Here is a 25,374-nt window from a genome sequence, read left to right on the forward strand (position 1 = left end):
GAGTTCTCAATTATTCCAATCGCCCAGCGGCTACTTGGAACGCCGAGGCGGATTGCTCATCTTTGAATCAACGTACGAGGCTCGGTCAAATTACTTGCTTGTCGCAAGTCGCCATCCTCGCGGCTCCGCAACAGACGAGCGCCGCCACGCCGATTGCAATGTGCACAGCACGTTCGCGGGCAATTCATCGAAATTGCGCAGCCAACTTTGTATAACATGATCCCCTGCTCGACGGGCATGGATTTTTGCTGTTTGCGTCAAGCCTCAGCGGTGAAGTGCTCGCACTAGTTACGCAGGAATCAACTTCCGACTACCGCGCTACGAAGAAAAAGTAGTTCTCAATTTTCATCGTGCTGGTCGCGGAAGTGCGTGGTCTTCAACTAGATCGGTTGCATCTCGACCACCACTTCATGATCGCACTGGTCATCGACCAGCGAAATAAATTCTTCGTGAACTTTTGCTCCATCCAGCGTCATACTGCAAACAGTTGCGCCGGCGCCATGATTGTGAATCGTGATGTGATAGAAGGTTTCGCGAAAGCGATAATGGATTTGGAACGTGGTCCAGTCAGCCGGCAGGCATGGGGTTATCCGCATTTTGTCGCCTTCCAAGTGCAGACCTAGCAGTGATTCGACAATCAACCGGTACATCCAACCCGACGACCCGGTGTACCAGGTCCAACCGCCGCGGCCGGTATGCGGTTCGACCCCATAGACATCGGCGGCCGCAACATAAGGTTCGACGCGATACTGAGCGATATCGTCCGGCGTAGCGCCATGCGAGATCGGATTAATCAGCGAGAACAGCTCCCAGGCACGCTCATTGTCACCCATCGCCGCCGCCGCCATAACGGTCCAAATCGCGCTATGCGTGTATTGTCCTCCGTTTTCTCGTACGCCGGGGACATACCCTTTGATGTAGCCTGGGTTGAGATCCGATTTGTCGAACGGCGGATCGAGCAACAAAATCAAGCGAGCGTCGCGGCGAACGAGTCGACGATTGACGCTTTCCATCGCGATTTTGGGGCGTCCGTGCGTTCCGCCGCCGGAGAGGACCGACCAACTTTGGGCGATCGCATCGATCTGGCATTCTTCGTTACTGGACGAACCGAGCGGCGTCCCATCATCAAAGTATGCGCGACGATACCACTGGCCGTCCCAACCATGCTCTTCGATGTTGCCGCGCAGGCGTCCCGCTTCGAGCGAGTATCGATCGGCCAGCGCCAGGTCTCCCTGACGTCGCGCCAATTGGGCGAACTGCTCAAGCACGTAATAGAGGAAAAAGGCCAGCCAAACGCTTTCGCCGCGACCATCTTCGCCGACTAGGTTCATGCCGTCGTTCCAGTCTCCACACCCCATCAGCGGCAAGCCATGTTCGCCGAATTGCAAGCCGCGATCGATCGCACGCTTTCCATGCTCGTAAAGCGTGCCGATATCATCTGAAACGTGCGGCAGGTCATAACACGATTCTTCGTCGCTCCGTAATAGCCGGGCCGAAAGGAAAGGAGCGGTTTCGTCGAGGACGCCTGTGTCCCCCGTCTTTTCGACGTAACGACAAATTGCTAGCGGCAGCCATAAATAGTCGTCGGAGAAGTGCGTTCTAACTCCCCGGCCGACAGGCGGATGCCACCAATGCTGAACGTCCCCTTCGCGGAACTGATGCGCCGCGGCGCGCAGGAGATGCTCGCGAAGCAGTTGCGGCTGCGCATGCACCAGGGCCATCGCATCTTGCAACTGGTCACGGAAACCAAAGGCTCCTCCCGACTGGTAAAAACCAGATCGAGCCCACATGCGGCAGGCGAGCGTCTGATAGACGAGCCAACCATTCGCAAGGTAGTTAACCGCCGGATCGGGCGACTCTAAGTGAATCACGCCCAACGTCCGGCTCCAGAAATGCCAAACTTCTTCAATCGCTTGATTCGCTCGATCGACGCTGCGAAACTCCTGCGCGAGTGCGCTGGCTTCTTTCGCACCGACCGTCGCACCCAAGATGAACGTGATGGTTCGCTCTTGTCCTACTTCCAGCGTTAGCGGAGCTTGAAAAGCGGCGCAGGGATCATAGCCCGCGCCGATGCGCCCCGAAAGGCGAACGCGGCGCATCGCCGACGGATTAGTCAACTTGCCGTTGCGGCCAATAAACTCGGCGCGATCGCCGGTACAAGTACGATTGGACTCGCTGCAATTAACGAACGCGACTCGGTCGCCAAACTCTGCGTTGTAGACATTGCGCGCCATGATCGCACCGCTCGCCGGATCGGCCTCAGTCACGATATGCATCAACGACTTGCCGCGAATTTCGCCGAGAACCAGTTCCCAATAGCCGGTAACGGAAAGCTGTCGTCGTCTTCCGGAGTGGTTCGCAATTTTTAGCTTGTAGATTTTTACTGGCGCTTCGGGGTCGACATAGATGCAAAGTTCCGTCGTTATCCCATCTTCTGAGTAGTCAAAAATGCTATATCCAAAGCCGTGGCGCACGACATAGGAGTTTCCCCCCCGCGCCGGTAACGGAGTGGGAGACCAGTAGCTGCCGGTCTCTTCATCGCGCACATAGATCGCTTCGCCAGAGAGGTCGGAAACAGGATCATTGCGCCACGGCGTGAGTCGGTATTCGTGGCTATTCTCCGCCCACGTGTAGGAGCTTCCCCCTTCCGAGACGACGGCGCCAAACTGCGAATTGGCGATGACGTTAACCCAAGGAGCTGGAGTCGTCTGACCGGCGGCCAATGTGGTGACATATTCGCGACCGTCCTGGCTGAATCCCCCCAGTCCATTGAAAAAGGCGAGATCGCGGTCGGGCGACTCAGCCGAAGCGTTCGCGATATCTGGTGAACGAGTTGGCCTCAGATGCGGGATCGAGACCGGGGCGCGCCCACGACGTTCGACTTGTTCGGCGAGGGTTCCCGCATCGTCGAGCAGCACGATCCGAGCAACCGTCTGCAGCAGTGCACGGTCTTCGTCCGACATTTGCTCACCTCGTCGGATGAAGACTCCACCGGGGCGATCGATCAGCGGCGCCTCGGGGCTAGCGGCGACAAGATCGACGATTGAATCTTGCAGAGTCTGACGATAGACCGAATCATCTTCGTTCCAGATCACCAGGTCGACGGCGAGCCCCTTCATCCGCCAATAGGAGTGAGCTTGAACCGCTTGATGCACGATAGAGAGCCGTTCGTGGTCCCGAATGCGGACCAATACGATCGGTAAATCGCCAGAAATCCCGTAACCCCAAAGCCCCGATTGACCCTGACGATTTAGTGCGAGAATGCTCGCTTTGGCACGATGCAGCGTCGAAGCGTAGATGATCGAACTAGCCAAACGGCCATAGACCTGGGCATCCGTCTCCGAAGCGTTCAACTGCGTTAACAGAATATGACTATGCGTCCAAGCGATGTCGAAGACCCGATCGGTGAGACTCGGATCGCCGTATTTTTCGGTTAACGATTGGACTCCCGCACGCGTCTCGGCGGCGCCGGTGACAATATCGATTGTCATCGATTCGTTCGGCTGCAAAAGGACCGTCTGACGGACCGAAACGATCGGATCCAAAACTGAACCGGCGCTATTCGAGAGCGCACCTTTGCGATTCAGGGCAGCCGGAGACACCAGCGTTTTGTGGCGACCGACAAATCGCATGCGATCGGTTTCGTAGGAGGGCTCGCCTACCGTCTCGCCGCGCACCGTCATCATGTGCGTTATCCAAGGAGGCTGCTCTTCGGCCGAGCGGGGACGGCGCGTGCAATAAATCGCCGTATGCTCTCGCACCAGTTCGGTTTCGACGAACAGGTTGCTAAATGCGGGATGCGCCTCATCCTGCGCCTGCGTCGCCAACACCACTTCGGCATAACTCGTCAACTCAAGCGTCCGAGGTAATTCCGAGCGATTTGTCAGCGTAATCCGCCGCAGTTCGATGTCATCTTCCGGCGAAACGCAGATTTGAGTGTAGGTTTCAATCTGATTATCGCTGCGGCGAAACTCGGCTCGTGCTTGCGTAAAGATCGCTTCGTAACCTTTGGCGGACTTGGTGGTCGGTTGCCACGCGTTGGACCAGACGACGCCGCTCTCAACATCACGCACATAGCAGAAGCTGCCGTAATCGTCCTTCGTCGCATCTTCGCGCCAACGAGTAATCGCCAGATCTCGCCAGCGGCTATAACCGCCGCCGGCGCTAGTTACCGCGACATGATACCGGCCGTTGGAGAGCAAATGTGCTTCGATCGCCGAGGCGCTGGGATCGGTAAAGACGCGCATGTTGCCCGATTCTTCCGCTGAAACAAGCCGCGTCGCGTTCGCTTCGCTGGCATGCGGATAAACGGGCGCGCTCGCCTTCGGGACGCGTTCTTGCAACAATAAATCCGCCGCTCTCAACATCGGATCGGCGAGGAATCGCCGCTGCATCGGCTTATCGAGCAACAAATACGCTAGCGACAGCAGACTCATCCCTTCGTGATGCGCCATGAACTGCCGAACGCTGACCCGATCCGAGCCAGGGGGCAAACGAGAGGGGGTGTAGTCGACCGCTTCGTAAAACCCATACGCGCCCAACTGCCCATCCGCCGCCAAACGTTCAAGATTTCGACAAGCGGCCTCCGGCTCGACCATCAGCGCCAGCACGCTGGCATAGGGAGCAATCACCAAATCTTCGGCTAGTCCTCGTTTCAATCCAAGCCCAGGCACGCCAAAGGCGCGATACTGATACGTCTTGTGTTGGTCGATCGCGTTATAGCCCGATTCGGAAATTCCCCACGGCACGCCGCGCTGACGGCCGTATTCGATCTGCCGACGAACCACAGCGTGATAGGTGCGATCGAGTAGCGTGTTTTCATAGTTCGGCATCACCAGCAGCGGCATCAGATACTCGAACATGGAGCCGCTCCAGCTCAACAGTGCTGGCGCGCTTCCCGCACTGGTTAACAATCGGCCGAGCGCAAACCAATGCTCTTGGCCAAATTTGTTCTGTGCGATCACAATAAAACTGGCGAGTCGCGCTTCGGAAGCAAGCAGGTCATAGAAGCTTGCGTCCAGCCGGTGCTCGCTGACGCTATAGCCAATTGCAAATAAGTCGCGTGTCGAATTGTAGAGGAGGCCAAAATCCATCTCAGCAAGATCCAAGGACTGAGCAGCGAGCTTTTGGAATTCCGCAATTCGCTCTCGAGCTTTCTCCGCGGACTGACTCAACGCCGTTTTCAGTTGCGAGAGCCAGGCTATCGTATCCGCCGAGCCCGATTGTATCGCAGCTTCCAATGGCGGAATCGCGATGGCTTCCAACTCCGCCACTTCTCGCAATGTGAGCAAGCGATTCAAGCGTTTAAGCAACTCCCCTATCTGTCCGTTGTTGTTCAACTGCGGAGGAGGCGCGGGGAGCGCGACCCATGACGCTAGCAGCGTCAGGTCGCGATGGTGTTCCAGACATGCTTGGTCATAAGCGTTCGCCCACCATTTCAGCTCTTCATTTTCGCCGGACGCGATCTTCAGTTCTGCGGACATTTTGGTCAAGCGAGCGAGCGCCGAATGCGCCGAACTGAGCGACGTGAGAGTTTGATCCAGATCTTCGATCTGACGTTCAATCTTGCGAAGTACATCAGCGGCGCCGTGAACGACGTCAACGCCTTGTGCGACTTCGAGTAAGACGCGAAGCGTATCGCGCAACCCGCCGATCATTCGCGGCGGCAAAAGCGGAGCATCTCCCAGGGCTGCAAATCCGCTGGAGAGCACCAGCAGATTACCCGCCAAATTGCCGCTATCGACCATCGATACATATCGGGGGTGCAACGGCGCAAGCGTGCGTGTGTCGTACCAGTTGAAGAAGTGTCCGCGATAGCGCTCCATCCGATGCATCGTATCCAGGGTTCTTTGCGTTCGCGTCAACATTTGGGCGGCGGAACAATACCCAAAGTCGTAGGCGGCGAGATCGACCAGCAACCCCATGCCGATGTTCGTCGGACTAGTGCGTGGCGCTATCACCAGTTCCGGATTCTGCTGAACATTGTCGGGAGGGAGCCAATTATTCTCCGCAGTGACGAAGTCCTCGAAATAGCGGAACGTTTTGCGGGACAGCTTCTCGAGAAAATGTCGCTGATCCTCGGAAAGTTGCGGCGCCTTTTTGCGAATCGGCTGACTAAGCCGCCAAGCGAGCAGCGGAGAGGCAAGCCAAATTGCAAGCCAGACGGCGGCGTAAAGGAGTGCGCCGCGATGAAACGGAAAGAGAGCGAGAAATGTCGCCGTCGCGAGTATCGGGGCAACCCACATCGCGCGAAATGCGCCGACCAGACTATCGTCGGCGTTACGTTCTGAATCGCTGGAAGTCCTCCACTCTAACAATCGACGTTTCGTCCATGTCATCCGGATCAACGTACGAACAATCGAGTCCACGCTGATATACGTTTCGTATGGCAGAAACGCCAAAGTGAGCGCGCTGTGGGCGAGCGGCCTCCCCAGCGCCTGGATCGCTAAGCGTAAATGCATTCGTAGCGGCACATCTGCAGATTTGCGAAATAAATCGGACGCTGCATCGAGAATCGTCGGCAGCAGGATCGTGCTGAGGACGAACAACAAGGAAGCCGCCGCGACGCTCGGCGAAGCAAACCACGAAATCATCAGTGTCAGCAAGATGGCTATCGGCGACAAACTACGCCGCAAATTATCAAAGATTTTCCACCGTGATAGTATCGAGATTGGATTGGTCAACCATTTTCCAGCTCGACTCGGCGCCCATGGCGTGACCCAAGCGGCGATCTGCCAGTCGCCGCGCATCCAACGATGGCGACGTGAGATGTCCGCCGCGTAGCGGGAAGGATACTCTTCGTAGAGTATTACGTCGCTGAGAAGCGCGGAACGCGCATAAGCGCCTTCGATCAGGTCATGACTAAGAATCGCGTTTTCCGGAAAATCGCCGCAACTCTGCTCGAACGAATCGACGTCATAGATCCCTTTGCCGATAAACGAACCTTCGCCAAATAAATCTTGATAGACGTCCGAAACGACGCGCGTGTAGGGGTCCACGCCTGGGTCTCCCGAAAACAGCTGTGCAAACCGCGAACGCTGCGTACTGGTCAAGCTGACCCCGACGCGCGGCTGCAATATCGTATAGCCGTCAATGACGCGGCCAAGCGCCTTGTCGAACACTGGCCGGTTCAGTCGGTGCGCCAACGTGCCGACCATCAGCCGGGCTGCATCGCGCGGCATTTGAGTGTCCGTGTCGAGCGTGATCACATAACGTACGCTCTGCAAGATCGCAGTTTGACCGACAACATCGGTAAAGCGGTCGGTCGCGCCTCGCAGCGTCGCATTCAGATCGGCTAACTTACCACGCTTGCGTTCATATCCCATCCAAACGCCCTCTTGCGCATTCCACGAACGTGGGCGATGGAATAAGTGAAAAATATCGTTGCGCACATCGGCGTACTTCTCGTTCAAACGCTCGATACCCTCGCGCGCCAAGCGAACAAGCTCTGCATCATCTGGCGTTGATGCCGTCGCTGCATCCACAAAGTCCGTCACCAGCGCGAAGTGCAAACATTGGTCGCGATTGGAAAGATATCGAATCTCCAAACCGTCGAGCAGATGCTCGATTCCTGAGGCGCTGGTGAGCATCGTCGGAACCGCCGCCAAAGTGCGGCCTTCGGCGGGTATGCCTTGCTCGAAGTCCATGCGCGGCAGCGATTGCGGGCTCAGCAGTCGCGCCGTCAGCCAATTTACGATTCCGATCCCAAGATGAGATGCGCAAATCATCACAGGAATCGCCAGAAGTCCTACCACGAGCCAGCTCGCATCGTGTCGCGTCAACCAAAGCAGGAAAAGAAGCGTCGTTGTAAACGTTACGAAACCGTTGACTGCCAAATAACAGAAGAGTGGATAGCGTCGGATCAGCTTATCGAGCACGACGATAGGTGAAAGCCGCATTTCGACCAGACGCTCCAGGACGGGACGCCCTCGATCGATCAGATAGTATCCGACATGCGCGGCGCGTTCATCTGGAGCTTCTCGAGCATGGTTTTCGGCCAATTGGACCGCTTTGCGCGCTACGGCGTATTCCGAAAGTTTGCTGCGCCGCGCAATTCCTTCCACCGCATGGCGGTAACGATCGCGCGTGGCGAAATCCATTTCCGCATAGATGCAAGAGGGATCTCCGGCCAGCGTCTGCTCGACCAGACTGTGTTGGCCAACGAACTCTCGCCAGTCGTTTGAGTCTAAAAATCGCAAACTGTTGATGCTATTGCCGATCGAGACCTGGTCCGCGGCCTGAGCGCGTCCTTCGGCCCGAACTAGCTGCTCGGTCGTCAGACCTTGATCCGCCAAACGATGTTCAAGCCAACTGTTGGCGAAGGCGAAGTTGGGATTTTGCCCTTGTAAATGTCGAGTCATCTCGGCCAGAAAGGCGCCGGAAAGGGGCGGATTGTTTCGAGCCATATCGGCCAGAACGAGAATCAAGTCAGTAGGATTCTGCTCGACAATCTGGACCATCTGATCCGCCCAGTCGCCGGCCAAATCACGATCGCGCCGCGCCAATGCGATCCGCACGGCGACGCGACGCAAGTTCTCGATCAACGCGAGTCGGAGCATGAGCGGCACCGCCCACAATTCGCCTAGCATCAGCGATTCTACCGACTGGTACGACGCGATGAAGCTGTTCAGGCTGGTCGCATCGATGTGCCCATCGACATGCGAAATCAATTCGAGCGCTATCCCGTACACGCGCGGAAAACCGGCGCCCGGCCCCTCTGCTAAGCGCGGCAATTGTTTACTATAAGAAGGAGGCAGCAGCCTTCGAATCGCCCGGATTTGCTCTTCAATCAGATAGAAATTATCGAGCAGCCATTCCGCCGCCGGCTCGATAGGCCGATTTTGGGCCGCCGCCGCTGTGACTAGATCGTAAGTCTCGATCAGGACTCGAGCGTTTTCATCAAGTCGCGGCAGCAACTTGTTCTGGGACCGTCCTGACGCCAACTGATGCGTTGCCGCGATCGTCTTGGCGTGTCGTTCCAGCTGATCGGCGCTGAATAATTCTGCGCGAAGCGGTTGCTCATCCTCGCGATTGGTAGGAGATTCTCGCTCGGAAAACCTTCTCCAAGACGCCAGACGCAACAACTTCTGAGAGATGTGCGGAACTTGCACGTAACGCTCGCTTGTAAAAGGAGCGAAAGACTTGAATATAGGCGGGAATGGATGCCGTGCGATACTAGGCGACCAGACTTTGGGCGATCACAGCGCTTCGCTCCTCCCGCGAAGCGGCGTTTTGCGCACCCACTTCACGATCCTCCTTCGCCCTCCCTTATTTGGAATAATCTCCCTGGAAGGATCCCCACCGATTCCCGCTAGCACATTCACAGCGACGCGGCCGCATTCCGAGCGCTCACGGTCAGCATCGTATTCTTCGTCAGAATAACGCCGCTTGGACTAAGCCGGCGACGTTAATTCCCCACGGGGTTGTCCAACACTTCGTCGATTGGCAATTTTTCATCCCCTGGCGGCGGTTCGATTTCTTCCGCATTGGGCGGCGTTTCAAGCACCGCCGGCGGTCGACTCAGATAGGGCGATGGCCAGCCGCCGCCCAGCGAGCGATAGATGGCGACGACTCCTTGGGCGACATTGCCTTTGGCTACGGCCGCGGCTACTTCTTGCTGGGTCTTGGTGTTTTGAACGCTGAACACACGATTGAAGTCAATTTCCTCCCCTTCTTCAAATTGCAGGGTGATCAGTTGATTCGTTTTGTCGGCGGCCTCGGCGGCTTCCAATTGCAATCGGAGTTGCTCTTGGGCTTTGAGGAATCCGACAATCGCGTTTTCGGCTTCAAGATTAGCGTTCAGGACCGTTTGCTGATAGGCTGCGAGCAGCTCTTGGAATCGCGCATCTTGGAAATGGATATTTCCGGCGATGCGTCCGTAGTTCAGAATATTCCAGTCAAGCGACGGCCCTACCGAACCAAAACCCGATCCAGTGCGGAACAGATCCTTGAACTGATTCCCGCTCCTGCCAACGGTTCCAGACAGTGTGATGTGCGGATATAACTCAGATTCAGCCACACCAATTAATGCGCTCTGCGACGCGAGCTGTCGCTCTGATCGGCGAACGTCAGGCCGTTGCAACAAGGTGGCGGCCGGAATCCCTAGCGCGATCTCTGGTTTCACGTTTGGTATTTCGCCGGCGCCTAGCATGTCGACGATCCATTCAGGCGGCGCTCCAAACAGGACGCACAACTGGTTCTGCGATTGCCGCAGTGATATCTCCAGTTGCGGAACCAGCGCTTCGGTTTGCACCAAACTCGATTTCGCCTGCTGCACGTCGACTTCACTCGATTCGCCGTTGACAAAGCGAATCTCCGTCAGCTCATAGGTCTTTCGTTGATTCTCCACATTCAACTTGACCAGCTCCAGTCGCGTCTGAAGCGTGCGGATATCGATGTACGTCTGGGCGACGTCGGCCACCAGCGTGACGACCACGTCTCCATAGTCATACACAGCGGCATCCAGGTCAGCGTCGGCCGATTCGACGGCGCGGCGATAGCGGCCCCAAAAATCAACTTCCCACGCCAACCCAAACGAACCGCTCCAACTGCTGAAATGGCGATCGAAACCGGCGCCGGTGACAAGATTGTGAGAGTACTGGGCGGAAAAATCTTGCTGTTGTGGAAACATGCTCCCCACGGCAATCGCGCGCAGCGCTCTTGCCTGCATGATTCGCGCCCCTGCCTGGCGAACTGTCAGATTCTGATTGTACGCCTCGGTCACCAGCTGGTTCAAAACCGGGTCGTTGAAAGAGGTCGACCACCAGGCAGCGGCGTCGACGGGATCGCCGATCACTCGTTTATCGTCGGAATCGATCCAGTCCTGCGCCACGGGAACAGCCGGAGTGCGATAATTGGGGCCTACCTTAAAGCCGTTGGCGATCCAGTCGCGGGGGCTTGTACAGCCGATGCCAACAAACGCAATCCAGGCGAACGAAACTGTCAGACCGAGCCGGAATTGGTAAATTGCACTGTTTGCAGGCGAGTGAGGGACGCATCGCATCAATTATCTCGAGAAATCAGCAAGACGGGAAAATACGTCGCTTGCCCTACAATCGGTGGATCTGGCGGGATCGGTACAATCTTTTCCGCGATGCTCGAAAAGGTTGACCCCAGTCCTCAACTTCCGGGGTTAAAGTCTCTATCATCGTTACAACCGTCATTTTCAATGTCTGCACCGTTGCATTCAAACTGGACAAAGCCGCTTCCCCACCGCTGGCTGCCGTGGCTCTTGGGCGCAGTGATTAGCCCAACAGGTCCCATCGACCATCGCCGATCTGTTTTCTTCGCAACGGATCCGCGTCGACAATCAGCCCCTTCCTTCCCTCGCTCGATCTTCCAACTATTGTTAATAGACGTGGTTCTAACCTATGGCAAAGTCTTCAACTAAACCTTCGATTTTCGCTGGGCGCTTGCTGAGACTTGCTATCCCCTGCGCAATCCTTGCCGCAGGCTGGTTCGGCTTTTCCCAACTGGCCGTTCAAGTCGAACGGCCCCCTCGGCCAGAACCCAAGAAGGTCTTGCTACGTTCCCGGGTCGAGGAACTGGAAGTGGTTGACTATCCGGTGGTCGTCAAGACGCACGCCGTCGTGCAGGCACATAACCAAGTGACGTTGACGGCCCAGGTCTCTGGGGTGGTCCTGAAAATCAGCTCTGCCTTTGAAGTCGGCGCCTACTTCAAGCAGGGGGAAATGCTCGTTGAGATCGATCCGAGCGACTACCAAACGGCGCTCGACTTCGCCGAGTCCGAATTGGCGGCGGCCAAGTCGGAACTCAAACTTGCGAGACTCGTGGAGGAACGCAAGTTAAGACTCGTCGAATCGAACGCCGTTTCTCAGGGAGAAGTGGACGCGGCTTCCGCGAGCCGAGAGCAGTCCGAAGCCAACGTCGCGCTGGCCGAAACGGGGGTCGCGCAAGCGAAGCTGAATCTGCAGCGAACCAAGATCATGGCGCCATTCGCTGGTCGCGTCATGTCGAAGCTCATCGGCGTCGGACAATTAGCAGGATCAAATTCTCCCTTGGGTGAAGTGTTCGCTATCGACTATGTCGAGGTCCGTCTTCCCATCTCGGGTGAGCTGAGAGAATTTTTGGAGTTGCCCGAGTATGCGAATGATCCTCCGCTCCCGGTCGAGTTTCGCGATGGCATCCAAAAGTCGAACGAAACGGTCTGGCATGGGAAAATCGTTCGCACCGAGGGAATGCTGGACGAGGACTCACGCGATCTGTTCGCGATCGCGCGCATTGATCGTCCTTTCGGCGGTGAGACGCGGACTGCGCCGCTTCGAATCGGTCAGCCGGTCATCGCTTTCATTGAAGGCAAAGTCCTGGAAGACGTCATCGCTTTGCCCAGGGGTTCTGTCCGCCAACTGGATAAGATCGTCTTGGTGAACCGCGCGGATCAGACGCTGCTGCCGATCTCGATCAAGTCGCTCTGGTCCGATGCTGACAAGGTGATCGTTTCCTCGTCCGCGATTCCGAAGGGGATGTGGCTAGCGACCACTCCAATGCCGTTTACGCCCAAGGGCGCCAAGATCGAAATCATTCCCGCAGCAGACACCGGCATCTCCATCGCGGATTCTACTTCAACCGATCCCGACAAGAACTCTACGAACTGATAATTACCGATGATTCGTTGGTTTACGACAAACGGGATCGCCGCGAACTTTCTGATGTTCGCCATCCTCATCGGGGGCGTCTATACGGCCCTCTACAAAATCCCGCTTGAGGTCTCCCCAGAACGCAGCTTTGAGTCCGTGTTCGTCAATATGACTTACCGCGGAGGAACCGCGAAAGATGTCGAGCGCGCGATCCTCATACCGATCGAGGAATCGCTGGAAGGCGTCGAAGGGATTCGCGACATCATCTCGGAAGGTCGCCAGGGTCAGGGAAGGATCATGATCGACGCCGAGCCGGGGACCGACCTGCGGGCGCTGATGGACGATATCTCGTCCCGAATCAACACGATCACCAGCTTTCCGGATGAGACGGAGCGGCCCGAGATTTCGATCCCCGATTCTTCCAATTGGTGGGAAGTACTGAGCATCGCCGTCACAGGTCATTTGAGTCCGCACGAGTTGCGTGAAGTCGCTCGCAAAGTCGAAGAAGACGTTATCGCACTGCCGGGGATCAGTCGCGCGCAAGTGCAAGGGGACCGAGACTACGAGATCAGCGTGGAAGTGGATACGGAAAAGCTCTTGGCGTACGGGCTGAGTTTGCAGGATCTCTCCGAAGCCATCCAACAGTTTTCAGTCGACCTGCCGGCGGGATCAATCGAGAGCCCTAGCGGCACCTTCATCATTCGCACCCGTGGCCAGGCCTACTCTGAGCAAGAGTTCGGCAATACCCCGATCCTCGCCGGCAACGGCGCCGACGTCCTCTTGGGAGAAGTTGCGACGATCAACGACGGCTTTGAAGAAGGGGAAAAGATCGTTGAGTTCAACGGGCGCCCCGCCCTGTTTGTCGAGGTAATGCGCACCGGCAAAGAGAACGCGATCGATATCTCGGACAAGGTGCACCAATACGTCAGCAATGCGCGCAGCCGGTTTCCCGAAGGGATCGAGCTATTTATCTGGGACGACGAGTCGGTCGAGATTCGGGGGCGTCTGTCAACGCTCGTCACATCGATGGCGCAAGGCAGCCTGCTGGTTATGTTGCTTTTGGGCCTGTTCCTTCGTCCCGGTCTCGCGTTCTGGATCGTGGCTGGCATCCCCGTCGGTTTTGCCGGCGGAGTCATTTTGATGCCTTGGTTTGGGGTCACGGCGAATGTGATGAGCTTGTTCGGTTTCATCATCGTCGTCGGTATCGTTGTTGATGATGCGATCGTGACCGGCGAGAACGTCTATTTGAAAATGCAAGAAGGGTTATCTCCGCTGGAAGCAGCCGTCGAAGGAACCCAAGAGGTCGCGACTCCGGTCACGTTCGGCGCGCTGACAACCATGGTCGCGTTCGTTCCGCTCATGTTCTTTGAAGGGAGTTGGGGTGATTTTGCGTCCCAGGTGCCGCCGGTCGTCGCGCCCGTGCTCCTCTTTTCTCTCATCGAATCCAAGTTAATCCTGCCGGCTCACTTGAAGCATTTACGGCCGGTTCCTCGCAACAACCCGATTACGCGGCTTCAAACGTCGATCGCCAACAGTCTTGAATCCTTTATCGAGCGGGTTTATCAGCCATCTCTTGAGTTTTCGGTGCGCCATCGCGGTTCGGTCTTGGCTGCATTTGTGTCGGCGATATTGTTGATGGCCGGATATTGCTTGAGCGGTCGAATGGAGTTCGTCGCCTACCCGACGGTCGAAAAACAACGCATCTCCGCCGAACTCGATATGCCGGACGATACCTCGCTGGAGACGACCGCTCGATACATGCAGCGAATCGAAACCGCATTGCTCCAAGTTCAAAAGGAATATATCGATCCCGAAAGCGGCGAGTCGCTAGTCCTGAACATCTCCAAGATCGTGGGCGCCGCCCGGATCCATCGCGACTTTGAGAAATCACGGGGCGCGATCTCATTTGAAGTATTGGCCCCGTCGCTGCGCAGCGCTACCGGGCCGAAGAATAGCGATCTCGCCGCCCGTTGGAGCGAGCTCATTGGCCCCATCCCCGAGGCGACGGAATTCCGTATCCGCTCTGACTCCAGCATTAACCGCGACCGCAATGTCGACAATGAGAATCTGAATATCGAACTGCGTGGCCCGATGTCGCCCGAGAAGGCCCTCGTGGCGCGTCAGATCAAAAGCCTGTTGGAAGAATACAAAGCGTTCAGCTCGGCCTGGGCGAACATCAACTACGGTCAGGACGAACTCGAGTTGCGATTGAAACCGCACGCCGCCGAACTCGACGTGACGCAGCAGCTGCTCGCCCAGCAGATTCGCCAATCCTTTTTTGGCGAAGAGGCTCAACGCGTGCAACGCGGGACAGACGACATCCGAGTCATGGTCCGCTTGCCACGCGCGCAGCGGGAAGCGCTGCACACGCTCGATCGCATGCAGATTCGCACTCCTCGCGGCGCGAGCGTGCCTCTGGCGACGGTGGCCGAAATCGTCTTTACTCAGGCCCCATCCTCGGTCACCCGGAAGAATGGCGCTGAGATACTTCGCTGCGGCGCTCAACCGGTGGACGACACGGTCGACATCCTGGGAATTTCCCAGGAGCTATCACCGAAAATCGAGGAACTGTGCCAACCACACAACCTTAGTTTCGAGTATGTGGGCTATGTCGCGGAGGCGGAAGACGCCCAACGAAAGACAATTCTTGGTTCCTGTATTTTGGCCTTCGTCTTGTATGGATTGCTAGCGGTCGCACTCAAATCGCTAGGACAGCCGTTCTTTGTCTTAATGGCCATTCCTTTCGCGATCATAGGGGCGCTGCTAGGGCACATTGCGATGGACATCACGCCGTCGTACCTTTCGATCTTCGGAATGCTGGCCCTCGCAGGGGTCGCCGTCAACGACACGCTGGTGATGGTCGACTATGTGAACCATCGGCTCGCTGCGGGAGCCACGCTCCACGAGGCGGCGCTCCAAGCAGGCGCCAGGCGATTTCGCCCGATCATGCTGACTTCGGTCACGACGTTTGTGGGCTTGGTTCCGCTGCTGATGGATAAGTCGCTGCAAGCCCAATTCTTGATCCCGATGGCGGCGTCGCTCGCATTTGGAGTAATGTTTGCGACATTAGTGACGCTCTTCCTAATTCCGTGCGCTCTGCTCGCCGCGAACGACGCCGGTAAAGCGCTATCGGCGATCAAGCAATGGTACTTCCGACCATTTTTTTCTGATCGTCCTAATGTGGACGAAAGTGCTCAATAGTTCGTCGGAGTCGGTGCTCGCTGCGCTAGTCCGCCCCATTCACAATTGCGATGCATTACGCAAATCTTTTGCAAATAACGCATGAAGTCAATTGACGTGCGGGAAGCCTTGGTCAAAATGAAAGGGCTGACTCCTTTCTCGACCGAAATTGACCATGCCGCAGCGGATTCGCCAAATTGCAGCTATGTTCCAGGTCATCGCTCTGCTGTTAGCAGGGGGATTCGCGGAAGGACTGCACGTATTGCCGGGACTGGGCCACGGCGGGCATGGTTGTTGCGATCACCATGAGGCGCAACATCGCTGTGACCACCATGACCATAAGGACCTGTCGCATGCGATCGCTTCAGAAGAGCATGGAGCGAAGTCCGAACTTGTCGCCTTGCATGAATGCGCGATTTGCAAGCTGCTCGCATCTTGGCGACGGGTCGACCTGACGGCGCCGCTTAAAGTTGACGCATCCCCGGAGTCGGCGGCATGCATCCCATGTGAGTTACAGCAACTGCATTGCGTCTCTACCCATTGCGCAAAATCTCGCGGTCCGCCAGCGTTGCTCTAGACGATTCTGCGTCGTTTCGCAGTGGAATTCTGCCCCTGCCATATCAGATACTACGTCCCTTACCTAACCGGTGTGCGGCTCCACGTATTTCCGTCGATGTGAATCGCAGCGGCGGATGCGGTGATGCTGCGCCGATTGAAAAAGATGAGCATTAAATCCATCTGGTTGTCGCGTAACGTTCTCACGCGGGACTACACGCCGTGGGCCAATCGCTACGTCTATTGGCTCAAGACCCCGTTTGGCGCCCTGGTCGCAGCAGCGGTTTGCGCGCTGTTGATCGGCTGGTTTGTTTCACCGCAAGGTTATGCGATCGTCGTCGCGATCGCTGCGGTACTCGCGATTGGGATCGCTTGGCCCTGGATCGGCCTGCGCGGCGTTGCTTGTCAGCTCCGGTTTTCAAAGCCGCGATGCGAAGAGGGAGCCAACGTCACCGTCGAAGTGGAAATCGTCAATCACTGGCCATTTCCGGTCTGGGGACTGGCGGTTGAACGCGGCTTTTTTGTGAACGATGCGGCGGGAAATCCGGCCGTCGTTTCCCTGGCGCGGATTCCCGGCTGGTCGACATGTCGATTTACGTTTCCCTTTCAACCAGAACGACGAGGGGCTTATCCCGAGATCTCGCCGCAGATCACGACCGAGTTTCCCTTTGGCTTGTGGAAGGCTCTTCGGTCCTGCAACGTCCGTCAGACGTTGATCGTTTGGCCGCGGATCTTTCCTCTTGCGTCTTTGCCGCTCCCTGCGGGTACCGCTAGGTCTCTCTTTTGCCCCAGCGATCAACGCACCGGGGATGAGGGCGAACGAATCGGCGCTCGTCCCTATCGCCAAGGAGATTCTCTTCGCAACGTCCATTGGGCGCAGACGGCTCGTTGCGACCGGATGATCGTGTGCGAACGACAAGGCGCCGCGCAGACGGACGTTCGCATTGTTATCGATTGCCGAGCCGCAACTCATCGCGGTCAGGGAACGGATGCGACGATCGAGTGGGCGCTGCGCATCGGCGGTAGCGTCGCCGTCGCGCTGTTCCAGCAAAATGTGCGCGTCTCACTGGAACTGGAAAACCAAATCTTCGCGCTCGACGCCAATCTGGCCAGCTGGCGAAAAATGTATGACGCGATGGCCAGGTTCGCTCTTTCAAATTCCACACGCGCCCCAACTCGCCGGAGAGATGGCGTGGTGATCGCCGTACGGACCAATCTCGCCGAGCCGCTGGTCGGCGAATCACGAGCCATCGTGTTAAACGTCGCAACTGATGACTCCAAGAAGTTGGCCGCGTCTCGACGTGCGGGTTCGCCATGGATAGCGATTGATTCGCTGCCGGCAGCCGCTGCAGAATTGCAAAACGGCTGGAGAAAACAGCGCAAGGAGGCTTGGCGCCATGTCTGAACGATTTTTGGAACGACTCAATTGGATTCTCGTTGCGCTCGCCGTTTTAGCGCTGCAATTGTCTTTAAATCGCGGCGGCGTTGGCGCGTGGTGGAGTTGGGGGGAGATCCTGGCGGTCTTCGCTACTTCTCTCCTCGCGGTTCGCCCTTGGCGACAAGCGGAAGTTGTGACGAAGGGAAATCCGCCGGGGAGCGTCATCATCCTGTTGCTGACGATGGCCATGGCGCATGTCGTCGTGGAAGTTATCTTCAGCTACGTTGCGCCCCAACTTGGCCAGACCTTCGAACTGCAGACCGCTTTGGCGCTGCGAAACCTGATGATCGCCGCTGCGGCGTGTTCTCGATTCCCTTCACTACTCCGGCTGTCCTCCGGTCTCAGTCTTACGCTTACCTGCTTCGCATTCATCTTAGAGATCCATGCGTCGATCACCGCGGTTGTCGCAATTTACGCGATGATCGGACTCTGGTGGTTGATTGGCAATTATTGGGATCGCATTCAAGGCAGGTTTCCCGAAGGAACCGAGAGCAGCGTCCCCAAAAATGCAGGCGTTATCGCAACCGGCGCGGCGCTGCTGCTGGGAACCGGAATGTTGTTGTTGATCGGCGGCGAACATGCGACTACCGCGTTATCCGGCTTTATGCCGAGCTCAGGCGGCAACCAGTTCGATAGCGCAGCGGCGAACTCCGGCATTGGTGATGGTGACGATCTGGTCGATGGGACCGAAGATGCGATGAGCTTTGGGCCAACGGAAAGCGAGGTCTTCCTTGAATCGCAGATGCCCAGTCTGTATGACGTTTTCAACGACACCTACGACGCTCCCGTCAAACGCAAGCAGACAAGCGAGCGTCAACGATCAATAGCGCTGGCGCCTGACAAACTGCAACATCGGCATCAAAAAGTGGCCCATAGTGAGCAGTCAGGTCGCCAGTTTAGCCTCCTGCGTAAGCAGTCGACGACGAAGAAGAAAAGCCTGCAGGATCGTACGTCTCACGCACTGCTGTATGTCAAAGGCCGAACTCCGCTACATCTGCGCACCAATGTCTACGATCGGCTGGAACAAAACGAGCTGATCGAAGCCGAGGCGTCTCCCCCCGCAAGCTTCGTCATCTCGCATGAGAATGGAAAACCTTGGCTTGAGATCCCCTGTCTGGTGAATGACTCCGATATCGACTACGTCGAGGAACACCTGCTGAAGTTCATCAATCTCAAGTCTTCGCGTGTCCCGACTCCTGGCCATTTGTCGCAGCTGCATATCCCAGACGTGGATCGCGCTGATCTTTTTCGTTGGACAAAGGACGGCGTGCTACGATTGGACGCCGACCGCATTCCACCGACCACCGTGATGCGTCAACGATTCTTTTTGATCGGCGACGAGCGTCTTCAAAGTGAGCGATATCGCAATAAGTTCGTGGGCGCCAACACGCCAATCGCCGCTGCAGATTCGTCGCCTGATTTGCGCGAGCTCGCCCAGGCATGGACGATTGAAGCACAGCCCGGCTGGGACACGATTACGGCGATATCCGACCATCTGCGCCACGACTATCGACTGGATCGAAACGCGCCGATTTCTCCAACAACGATTGGGCCGATCGAAGAGTTTCTTTTCAACGCGAAGCAGGGTCCTGACTATTTGTTCGCGACATCCGCCGCATTATTGCTTCGGGAGCTGGGATATCAGACACGAATTGTTCGCGGATTCTATGCGTCGCCCGATCGATTTGATTCTCACAGTGAACAGACGCCGATCTATCCTGACGACGCCCATTTTTGGCTGGAGGTCTCGGACGGCGTGAATTGGCACGCGGTGGAGCCGACGCCGGGATACGAACGTCTCGGGCCGCCGAAAGACCTAAAGACCCGCTTGGCCGAATTTGTCTGGACGATCCTTCAATGGAGTTGGGGTCGCAAGTGGTTCTTCCTATTGCTCTTCACCCTGGCAATCACGATCTGGCTATTGCGCATCGTGATTTTGGATACGGCGGCGCGGTTGGCAAATTGCTGGGCTGTCCCCATCGATCATCGTCGACGCGTGTTGCGTACGCTGCAGATCATTCAGCTACGCGAGCGATTCTCTCAGGTTCGACGACCGAAAGGGGTGACCATCCAAGCTTGGCTTTCTCGCAAAGTCGTCGCCGCAGAAGAGGAGACGCAGCAGATTCAATCGATCTCCCTTTGTGGTTGGGCCTTGTATGGGGGAACCGCCAAGTGCCCGGTGCCGGCGGCCGAAATTGAAACGCTTCGCTACTTCACACTCGAACTAAGTCGCCGTCCACTTACACGACGCTAACAAGCGGAAACTATCAACATGACGAATAGCCCTGTTGCATCGCCAGCACAAACAGCTCACTCGACCGGTTCGATCTGCGAATTTCAACCGGTCATTGACGAACTACGTCGCGCGCTAAATTCAACGCTCAAAGGCAAAAGTGAAGCGGTCGAACTAGTCATCGCTTGCCTCCTAGCCAGAGGGCATCTCTTACTCGAGGACTTGCCGGGGCTGGGTAAAACGACGCTCGCCAAAGCGTTGGCGATGTCGGTCGGCGGTCGTTTCGCACGGGTTCAATGTACGCCTGACTTGCTGCCGACCGACGTAACTGGATTCAGTATTTTCAACCAGAAGACGCGGGAATTTGAGTTTATTGAAGGTCCTGTATTCTCCGAGGTCCTCCTCGCCGACGAGATCAATCGCGCGACTCCGCGAACACAAAGCTCATTGTTCGAAGCGATGGCCGAGCGTCAGGTCACGATCGACAAAATGACGCATCGACTGACCCCTTCGTTCTTTGTGATCGCGACGCAAAATCCTGTCGATAGTCATGGAGCTTATCCGCTGCCTGAGGCGCAGCTCGATCGATTTGCGATGAAACTCACCTTCGGCTATCCCGACCGTGCGAGCGAACTAGAGATGCTCGCCGAAAATATCGGCGCGGCGGATCGCGATCGATCTCCGTTGCCGGCGATCTTGACGCCGAATTCTCTGCAGCACCTCCAGGATCATGTCGCAGGCGTTCATATCCAAGAGAGCGTGCTTCGTTATCTCGTCGACTTGGGGACCGCAACGCGACATCATCGCGATGTCACCTTAGGACTTAGTCCACGCGGTCTGCTGACCTGGCAACGCGTCGCCCAAGCTCGAGCGCATCTTCGCGGACGCGACTTTGTGACGCCGGACGATATCCAAGATGTCGCCGCTCCGGTGCTGCAAGTCCGCCTCTCAGGCGACTTTGAAAGTCCGCAGACGATCATCGAGACGGTATTAAACGATGTCGAAGTTCCGGTCTGCAGCTAAAAAAAAGGAATGAATGCAATGAGTGACTCATCGATGACTTTACGACGACTGCTTGCCGCCATTGGATTGGTCACCCTGTTAGGCTGCTTATCCGCATCGGACGAACATGCTGAACATCACGATCCGCCTCATCGTCCGGCTGATTTTGTTGCGGCGGTCGAGCGACTGCAAGTCATTCAAACCGCAAGTTCCACCAGCGAGGAGATTCCATCCCCGCATCCAGACGGCGATCTGCAACTGGAAGCAGCCGATCTGCTCCGCTGGTTGCCTGAGCTTGCGGCCGAGTCCGACCTTTCACGCGAAGACTGGAATCAAATGTACCAGTCGACCGCAATGATCCGGCGGCAAGCCGCTCAGGTTTCGTTGACCGAACTTTCGCAAGCATTAGCAAGCGTTTTGCCAGAGCTGGACCGTTGCGCAAATTCGATCCGCAGCCAGCGTCTGGCGCTGCAACCGTTAGACGCTTCTGAGTCGAACTTACTAGAAGAGGATAACCAGTCATGATCGAAACGCTATTTTGGGGCGCTCTCTTACGTTTTAGCCAGGCGGCGGTCGCTGCGATTCCCACGATTATGATCGGCATCCTAGTCGCGGCGATTTTTCGCGTCTGGTTGGGCGCAACCGGCACGCGCAAGCTGTTCGGCGATTCGGGGATCAAGTCTTTGTTTTACGCCTGGCTCATTGGCATGCTGTTACCGGTTTGTTCTCTCGGCGTGATTCCGATCGCTATGGAATTGCGTCGCGCCAAACTTTCTGGCGGTACGATTCTAGCGTTCGCGCTAACGGCGCCGTTGTTCAATCCGATTTCCGTCCTTTACGGACTGACGTTATCGGATCCTGTGGTCATCATTACCTTTTCGTTTTGCTCATTGATCATCGTTACTGGTTGTGGACTCCTGTGGGATTGGTGCTTTCGCGTCGCTCCTCAAACCTTCACCTCTGATCCGCCAATCGTGCCGGAAGGATGGCGCCGGTTGTTGGCCACCGCACTATTCGGGCTCCGCGAGATGACCGGACCGTCGATGGGCTACATTCTCCTCGGTCTTTTGGGAGTCGCTGCGCTCAGCATTGCGCTTCCCTACGCCAGCCTTCAGCAATCGGCCGAGCACGATGACCCCACGGCGATCTTGTTTATGACGGCGATCGCGATTCCCGCCTATGCGACGCCGATGGTCGCGATGGTGCAATTGGCTTCGATGTTCGCCCATGGAAATTCGGCAGGCGCCGCTTTCGTGCTCCTTGCACTGGGCGCCGGCGCCAACATGGGACTCATCGGCTGGATGATGCGTTCCTATGGGCTCGGCAGAACTGTCGCTTGGTTCGGAATATTGATCGGCGTCGTCGTCGGGCTTTCGTATGCGGTAGATGGTCCCCTTTATCCGCAAGGAGTCGAACCGGCTGGCCATACGCATGCGTTTGACGGCTACTGCTCTCCATTTAACGCAAATACGCCCAACCCGATGCAATCGGCCTGGATCGAATTATCAAAAAAGGTCGCTCCGCACGAGCAGGTTGGCGTAGCCATGTTCGCGTTCGCAATGATCTGCGCCATTGGCCTTCGTCTCGCAGATCCCCAGCGACAATGCGAAGCCTGGCTACAGACCACACCGCCTGCAGCCAAATCGTTGGATCGTACGATCCCCGGTCCCGTGCTCGGCGTGATTTCTTTGGTCGGCTTGGTGGCCGTCAGTGTCTCTGGTTGCTATCTCTACTATCCCCCTCCCCACGAGATCTTTGAAGAAATGCGCGCAATCAACGCCGAGGTCATCTATGGATCGCGGACGGGCCGCTGGGAAGTGGCGCAGCATTGGATACCAATCTTTGACGACTGGAGTCGCAAGCTAGAAGTGAGCCAGTTCCTGCGCAGCGGCGAAGTCGCGCCTTACCATCAATACAAAGGACTCGTCTTTCGCGAATATCTTGAGCGTCTCGAACACGCCGTCGAGGATCAAGAGACGGACAAGGCGAAAGATTTAGCAGGGAAAGTCAGTCATGCCTATACAAGACTACGCGAGTCGTATCAGCAATAACTTGCCCCCTCATCGAACGCCGACACGGTGAAAACGACGGCGGCCAGCGAGCGTCCTTGGTCGCTATCCGCTGCTTTCTCGGATCAGATCCATCAATACGCGAATGACTTTCGTGGCTTGTCGCCCTTTTTTTCTCCGAAAGACCACGTAGGCCTGCCCCAACGAGTGCGAGAGGGAGCGTTTTTCTAACTGATACGTAAACGGGCCTTCGATCGCTTGTCTGGCCACGATTCCGACACCGAGTCCAGCATGGACGCAAGAGATCGTGAAGGTGCTATTATCGGTTTCGGCGGCGAATTGCAGATTTCCCAATAAATCCAAACGATGCAGCGCCTGCTCGAAAAGGCCCCTTCCTGACGTTCCGCGATGACCGACGACGATTGAAAACTTGATCAACTCATTTAACTCTAACAACTTTCTTTTCTTCAGCGGATGGCCGGTCGGGAAGATCGCGAGGTAACCGTTCGCATAGGCCTGCTCGCAGGAAACAGGCGTATCACGCTGCTCTACACCTCTTTCTAGAGTCAGCGCAAGGTCGGCCGTCCCTTCGGAGATCATCCGTACGGCCGTGTCGTCATCCCCATGTAAGTCGCTAGTAGCGTTTGCTTCTTCGACCTTACTTCCGGAAAGACAAATTCGCTCAGCGAACGATATCCTCAACCGGCAGTCCAATTGCGATGATCACATCTGCCGACGCTTGAGCGAGTTCGTTGTAGAGATCGAGACGGACTCGCTGGTTTTGCAAGATGCTGTTACGGGCCTGGACGACGCGCGTGATGTCGACTTCGCCGGCCTGAAACTGGCGTTCGAGCCCGGCGAGTGCGTTGGGAACTTCGATCGGCTCTTCGAGACCAGAGGCGTGCAAACCTTTGTAGGCCAGTTGGTACCTTTGCCAAGCCGCTTCGCCTTCGAGATTCGCCCTGCGGAACAATTGCCTCCATACGGTCGAACGCTGATTTAATTCTGCGATCCGCTGCCGTTCCAACGGACGACCATTGTTGAATACCGGCAGGTCCATCTGGGCTTGTAACCCAAGATAGGTGACTTCGTCACGGCCACGCTGATAGTAAGGCCCCACCTGAACGTCAGGCGTCTTGGCGGCGCTGGCCAAACTCAGGTTTGCACGGGCCGCATCGACATCGGCCAGTGCCGCCAGCACATCCGGTCGTGACGCCGCCCAACCGGAGATCGATTCGGGGGATGTCCGCTGGCACGGATCTTCGTTTCCATCCGCAATCAAAGTGGGGAGGAGCCAATCATGCTGCGTCAGCCGATCCGCAAGTCGCAGCTCGGTTTCGGGCGATAGCCCGACTTGACGTTTCAAATCTCGCAGCGCGAGCTGATAGTTGGCCTGGGCAAGTCGCAACTGCTGGGCGGTGGACTGGGCGTCGATTCTGGCGATCGCTACGTCGGCCCCTGAAGCCTGTCCCGCATCCAGCTGTTTCTCCAAGGTATTTTTCAACACCAAGTTGTTCTGGTGACTTTCTTCGGCCAGGTAGAGCAATTCCTGTTGATAGAGCGCGGTCAAGTAAAGTCGAGTAGAGAGTCCAACGTTTTGCAGCTCCGCCAGATGAATCGACCAGCGAATTTGATTGAGTGCGGAAGCGGCGCTGTTCTCGCGAAATCGTTGTTGATGCGCGAGTTCGATGCGCTGCATCAAGAGTACATAGTGATAGGTCGTGCCGACACCGGCGGCTGGCGCATCTTGATAGGGAGTGACCCGAACTTGCGCGAAGGGATTGTAAGGGTAGGTTTCGGCAACTCCCAACACAGCGGAGCCGACGTTTTCATTTTGACGAAGTGCGACCAGGTCGGGATTCTGAGCAAGTCCCAGTGAGATCGTTTCCATCAAGTTAAAAGCAGGTTGCGGAAGCTTCGAGAAGACGGGCTCATGTGGGGTCGGCTGGTCCGTCGGCTCGAAATGAGCGGACGCCAGCGTCACCAGATCCGATTCCAACTCGATCGCGCTCGCCGGCCGAGCTTCGGCTGGGGAGGAAGTGATGGTTGGGGATGGATTCGCGTCGACTGGATCGGTGACCGGCGGCGGTATTAATACATGCGGTTTCGAAGCAGGATCCATGCGGCATCCGATGCCCGCCAAAAAGACCATGCCAAGAATAGTGCCGGACCTGCGCATCTTCATTTTCCGCCTGATAGCAATTTTCGATGCTAGCGACTGGGAATCGAAACGTCGTTCGCTTCGATTCCGTGGCCAGCTATGGGCTAAATTCGACGAGTAGGCGGTCGCAACAGCAGTAGCGAATGTAGCAGTAAAGCGGAGTTAATCTTCTTGTTGGAAAGCTTTGGCGATTACGTGGA

Annotated in this window: 12 protein-coding genes; 8 read left to right on the plus strand and 4 right to left on the minus strand. The window is 56.6% G+C overall.

Translation table 11 applies throughout. The features are described 5' to 3' along the window. Positions 1–380 precede the first annotated feature (380 nt). Together DSM3645_RS16670 and DSM3645_RS16675 are read right to left on the minus strand one after the other, a co-directional pair. Positions 381–9,110, minus strand: a complete 8,730-nt coding sequence (locus tag DSM3645_RS16670; protein ID WP_002653420.1) for a GH36-type glycosyl hydrolase domain-containing protein — start codon at positions 9,108–9,110, stop codon at positions 381–383. Positions 9,111–9,406: 296 nt separating this feature from the next. Next, on the minus strand, positions 9,407–11,002 hold the full coding sequence (locus tag DSM3645_RS16675) for an efflux transporter outer membrane subunit (RefSeq protein ID WP_002653421.1): 1,596 nt from the start codon (positions 11,000–11,002) through the stop codon (positions 9,407–9,409). 517 nt (positions 11,003–11,519) lie between these two features. Here DSM3645_RS16675 and DSM3645_RS16680 point away from each other — a divergent pair. The 8 genes from DSM3645_RS16680 (at position 11,520) to DSM3645_RS16715 (ending at position 23,055) form a co-directional block, all read left to right on the plus strand. Beyond that, positions 11,520–12,614 carry an efflux RND transporter periplasmic adaptor subunit gene (locus DSM3645_RS16680; protein ID WP_161603365.1) on the plus strand — a complete coding sequence of 365 codons (1,095 nt, stop codon included), beginning with the start codon at positions 11,520–11,522 and terminating at the stop codon, positions 12,612–12,614. 9 nt (positions 12,615–12,623) lie between these two features. After that, positions 12,624–15,797 (plus strand): efflux RND transporter permease subunit, encoded by a 3,174-nt coding sequence (locus DSM3645_RS16685; RefSeq protein ID WP_002653423.1) that lies wholly within the window; start codon positions 12,624–12,626, stop codon positions 15,795–15,797. A 154-nt stretch (positions 15,798–15,951) separates the two neighbouring features. Then, a complete protein-coding gene (locus tag DSM3645_RS16690; RefSeq protein ID WP_040351907.1) occupies positions 15,952–16,353 on the plus strand; it encodes a hypothetical protein in 402 nt (133 codons plus the stop codon). Between the two features lie 144 nt (positions 16,354–16,497). Then, on the plus strand, positions 16,498–17,736 hold the full coding sequence (locus DSM3645_RS16695; RefSeq protein WP_161603366.1) for a DUF58 domain-containing protein: 1,239 nt from the start codon (positions 16,498–16,500) through the stop codon (positions 17,734–17,736). Continuing rightward, positions 17,729–20,023, plus strand: a complete 2,295-nt coding sequence (locus DSM3645_RS16700) for a transglutaminase-like domain-containing protein (RefSeq protein WP_002653427.1) — start codon at positions 17,729–17,731, stop codon at positions 20,021–20,023. The genes DSM3645_RS16695 and DSM3645_RS16700 overlap by 8 nt, the downstream gene beginning before the upstream one ends. 18 nt (positions 20,024–20,041) lie before the next feature. Beyond that, positions 20,042–21,025 carry an AAA family ATPase gene (locus DSM3645_RS16705; RefSeq protein WP_002653428.1) on the plus strand — a complete coding sequence of 328 codons (984 nt, stop codon included), beginning with the start codon at positions 20,042–20,044 and terminating at the stop codon, positions 21,023–21,025. A gap of 18 nt (positions 21,026–21,043) precedes the next feature. After that, positions 21,044–21,529: a hypothetical protein gene (locus tag DSM3645_RS16710; RefSeq protein ID WP_002653429.1), complete on the plus strand. Its 486-nt coding sequence runs from the start codon at positions 21,044–21,046 to the stop codon at positions 21,527–21,529. Next, positions 21,526–23,055, plus strand: coding sequence for a permease (locus DSM3645_RS16715; protein ID WP_002653430.1), 1,530 nt, complete (start codon positions 21,526–21,528; stop codon positions 23,053–23,055). Before DSM3645_RS16710 ends, DSM3645_RS16715 begins: the two co-directional genes overlap by 4 nt. Positions 23,056–23,118: 63 nt before the next feature. Here the strand turns inward: DSM3645_RS16715 and DSM3645_RS16720 are convergent, their stop codons facing one another. After that, positions 23,119–23,727 (minus strand): LysR family transcriptional regulator substrate-binding protein, encoded by a 609-nt coding sequence (locus tag DSM3645_RS16720; RefSeq protein WP_315849856.1) that lies wholly within the window; start codon positions 23,725–23,727, stop codon positions 23,119–23,121. After that, on the minus strand, positions 23,696–25,135 hold the full coding sequence (locus tag DSM3645_RS16725) for a TolC family protein (RefSeq protein WP_161603367.1): 1,440 nt from the start codon (positions 25,133–25,135) through the stop codon (positions 23,696–23,698). The genes DSM3645_RS16720 and DSM3645_RS16725 overlap by 32 nt, the downstream gene beginning before the upstream one ends. Between the last annotated feature and the right edge of the window lie 239 nt (positions 25,136–25,374).

Origin of the sequence: Blastopirellula marina DSM 3645 (genome assembly GCF_000153105.1) — a bacterium.
In the GTDB taxonomy this organism is placed as follows: domain Bacteria; phylum Planctomycetota; class Planctomycetia; order Pirellulales; family Pirellulaceae; genus Blastopirellula; species Blastopirellula marina.

What these genes read in the sequence shown, in the direction of transcription:
- DSM3645_RS16710 (WP_002653429.1), top strand. Translation starts at nt 21,044, where the DNA reads ATGAGTGACTCATCGATGACTTTACGACGACTGCTTGCCGCCATTGGA.
- DSM3645_RS16675 (WP_002653421.1), bottom strand. Translation starts at nt 11,002, where the DNA reads ATGCGATGCGTCCCTCACTCGCCTGCAAACAGTGCAATTTACCAATTC.
- DSM3645_RS16690 (WP_040351907.1), top strand. Translation starts at nt 15,952, where the DNA reads ATGCCGCAGCGGATTCGCCAAATTGCAGCTATGTTCCAGGTCATCGCT.
- DSM3645_RS16685 (WP_002653423.1), top strand. Translation starts at nt 12,624, where the DNA reads ATGATTCGTTGGTTTACGACAAACGGGATCGCCGCGAACTTTCTGATG.
- DSM3645_RS16725 (WP_161603367.1), bottom strand. Translation starts at nt 25,135, where the DNA reads ATGGATCCTGCTTCGAAACCGCATGTATTAATACCGCCGCCGGTCACC.
- DSM3645_RS16700 (WP_002653427.1), top strand. Translation starts at nt 17,729, where the DNA reads ATGTCTGAACGATTTTTGGAACGACTCAATTGGATTCTCGTTGCGCTC.
- DSM3645_RS16715 (WP_002653430.1), top strand. Translation starts at nt 21,526, where the DNA reads ATGATCGAAACGCTATTTTGGGGCGCTCTCTTACGTTTTAGCCAGGCG.
- DSM3645_RS16695 (WP_161603366.1), top strand. Translation starts at nt 16,498, where the DNA reads ATGAGCATTAAATCCATCTGGTTGTCGCGTAACGTTCTCACGCGGGAC.
- DSM3645_RS16705 (WP_002653428.1), top strand. Translation starts at nt 20,042, where the DNA reads ATGACGAATAGCCCTGTTGCATCGCCAGCACAAACAGCTCACTCGACC.